This is a genomic window from Staphylococcus agnetis, assembly GCF_002901865.1.
In the GTDB taxonomy this organism is placed as follows: domain Bacteria; phylum Bacillota; class Bacilli; order Staphylococcales; family Staphylococcaceae; genus Staphylococcus; species Staphylococcus agnetis.
Genome location: NZ_PPQF01000018.1, coordinates 1 through 3,195, shown reverse-complemented (window position 1 = coordinate 3,195; position 3,195 = coordinate 1). Strand labels below are relative to the sequence as shown.

General features: G+C 49.2%; 1 rRNA gene. It reads left to right on the top strand.

Features of this window, described 5'->3' with window-relative positions:
- Window positions 1-287: 287 nt before the first annotated feature.
- A 23S ribosomal RNA gene (locus tag CD172_RS03470) occupies window positions 288-3,195 on the top strand; the annotation flags it as partial.

The window sequence follows — 3,195 nt, the reverse complement described above, 5'->3', positions numbered from 1 at the left end:
TTGTACATTGAAAACTAGATAAGTAAGTATAGATTTTACCAAGCAAAACCGAGTGACAAGCGAAAAGCTTGAAACAAAAAATTATCGCTAGTCGTCGACAGACGACTCACAATAATTAATAACTGGTGGATGGTAAGTAGTGCATATGTTATAGATACGATAAACGTGAATTGAAAGCGTTTGTCAGTCTATGAATCACAAACAAGAGCGAAGGCGCTTACTTTTGTAAGTAACTGAGCGATTTGTGCCGTGATGAAGCAGAATGCGAACGCTTATCAACACGTTTAGATTAAGTTATTAAGGGCGCACGGTGGATGCCTTGGCACTAGAAGCCGATGAAGGACGTTACTAACGACGATATGCTTTGGGGAGCTGTAAGTAAGCTGTGATCCAGAGATTTCCGAATGGGGGAACCCAGCACGAGTTATGTCGTGTTATCCGCATGTGAATACATAGCATGTGAGAAGGTAGACCCGGAGAACTGAAACATCTTAGTACCCGGAGGAAGAGAAAGAAAAATCGATTCCCTGAGTAGCGGCGAGCGAAACGGGAAGAGCCCAAACCAACAAGCTTGCTTGTTGGGGTTGTAGGACACTCTGTACGGAGTTACAAAGGAATACGTTAGACGAATAACCTGGAAAGGTTAATCATAGAAGGTAATAATCCTGTAGTCGAAAACGTATACCCTCCTGAGTGGATCCTGAGTACGGCGGAGCACGTGAAATTCCGTCGGAATCTGGGAGGACCATCTCCCAAGGCTAAATACTCTCTAGTGACCGATAGTGAACCAGTACCGTGAGGGAAAGGTGAAAAGTACCCCGGAAGGGGAGTGAAAGAGAACTTGAAACCGTGTGCTTACAAGTAGTCAGAGCCCGTTAATGGGTGATGGCGTGCCTTTTGTAGAATGAACCGGCGAGTTACGATCTGATGCAAGGTTAAGCAGAAAATGTGGAGCCGTAGCGAAAGCGAGTCTGAATAGGGCGAATGAGTATTTGGTCGTAGACCCGAAACCAGGTGATCTACCCTTGGTCAGGTTGAAGTTCAGGTAACACTGAATGGAGGACCGAACCGACTTACGTTGAAAAGTGAGCGGATGAACTGAGGGTAGCGGAGAAATTCCAATCGAACTTGGAGATAGCTGGTTCTCTCCGAAATAGCTTTAGGGCTAGCCTCAAGTGATGATTATTGGAGGTAGAGCACTGTTTGGACGAGGGGCCCCTCTCGGGTTACCGAATTCAGACAAACTCCGAATGCCAAATAATTTAACTTGGGAGTCAGAACATGGGTGATAAGGTCCGTGTTCGAAAGGGAAACAGCCCAGACCACCAGCTAAGGTCCCAAAATATATGTTAAGTGGAAAAGGATGTGGCGTTGCCCAGACAACTAGGATGTTGGCTTAGAAGCAGCCATCATTTAAAGAGTGCGTAATAGCTCACTAGTCGAGTGACACTGCGCCGAAAATGTACCGGGGCTAAACATATTACCGAAGCTGTGGATTGTCCTTTAGGACAATGGTAGGAGAGCGTTCTAAGGGCGTTGAAGCATGATCGCAAGGACATGTGGAGCGCTTAGAAGTGAGAATGCCGGTGTGAGTAGCGAAAGACGGGTGAGAATCCCGTCCACCGATTGACTAAGGTTTCCAGAGGAAGGCTCGTCCGCTCTGGGTTAGTCGGGTCCTAAGCTGAGGCCGACAGGCGTAGGCGATGGATAACAGGTTGATATTCCTGTACCACCATGATTCGTTTTAAGCGATGGGGGGACGCAGTAGGATAGGCGAAGCGTGCTGTTGGAGTGCACGTCTAAGCAGTGAGACTGAGTGTTAGGCAAATCCGGCACTCATCAAGGTCAAGCTGTGATGGGGAGAAGAAACATGTTTTCTTCGAGTCGTTGATTTCACACTGCCAAGAAAAGCCTCTAGCTAGAAGATTGGTGCCCGTACCGCAAACCGACACAGGTAGTCAAGATGAGAATTCTAAGGTGAGCGAGCGAACTCTCGTTAAGGAACTCGGCAAAATGACCCCGTAACTTCGGGAGAAGGGGTGCTCTTTGAGGTTCACGCTTCGAAGAGCCGCAGTGAATAGGCCCAAGCGACTGTTTATCAAAAACACAGGTCTCTGCTAAACCGTAAGGTGACGTATAGGGGCTGACGCCTGCCCGGTGCTGGAAGGTTAAGAGGAGTGGTTAGCATTAGCGAAGCTACGAATCGAAGCCCCAGTAAACGGCGGCCGTAACTATAACGGTCCTAAGGTAGCGAAATTCCTTGTCGGGTAAGTTCCGACCCGCACGAAAGGCGTAACGATTTGGGCACTGTCTCAACGAGAGACTCGGTGAAATCATAGTACCGGTGAAGATGCCGGTTACCCGCGACAGGACGGAAAGACCCCGTGGAGCTTTACTGTAGCCTGATATTGAAATTCGGTACAGTTTGTACAGGATAGGTAGGAGCCTTAGAAGCGTGAGCGCTAGCTTACGTGGAGGCATTGGTGGGATACTACCCTAATTGTATTGGATTTCTAACCCGCAACTCTTATCGAGTTGGGAGACAGTGTCAGGCGGGCAGTTTGACTGGGGCGGTCGCCTCCTAAAGAGTAACGGAGGCGCTCAAAGGTTCCCTCAGAATGGTTGGAAATCATTCATAGAGTGTAAAGGCATAAGGGAGCTTGACTGCGAGACCTACAAGTCGAGCAGGGTCGAAAGACGGACTTAGTGATCCGGTGGTTCCGCATGGAAGGGCCATCGCTCAACGGATAAAAGCTACCCCGGGGATAACAGGCTTATCTCCCCCAAGAGTTCACATCGACGGGGAGGTTTGGCACCTCGATGTCGGCTCATCGCATCCTGGGGCTGTAGTCGGTCCCAAGGGTTGGGCTGTTCGCCCATTAAAGCGGTACGCGAGCTGGGTTCAGAACGTCGTGAGACAGTTCGGTCCCTATCCGTCGTGGGCGTAGGAAATTTGAGAGGAGCTGTCCTTAGTACGAGAGGACCGGGATGGACATACCTCTGGTGTACCAGTTGTCGTGCCAACGGCATAGCTGGGTAGCTATGTATGGACGGGATAAGTGCTGAAAGCATCTAAGCATGAAGCCCCCCTCAAGATGAGATTTCCCAACTTCGGTTATAAGATCCCTCAAAGATGATGAGGTTAATAGGTTCGAGGTGGAAGCGTAGCGATACGTGGAGCTGACGAATACTAAT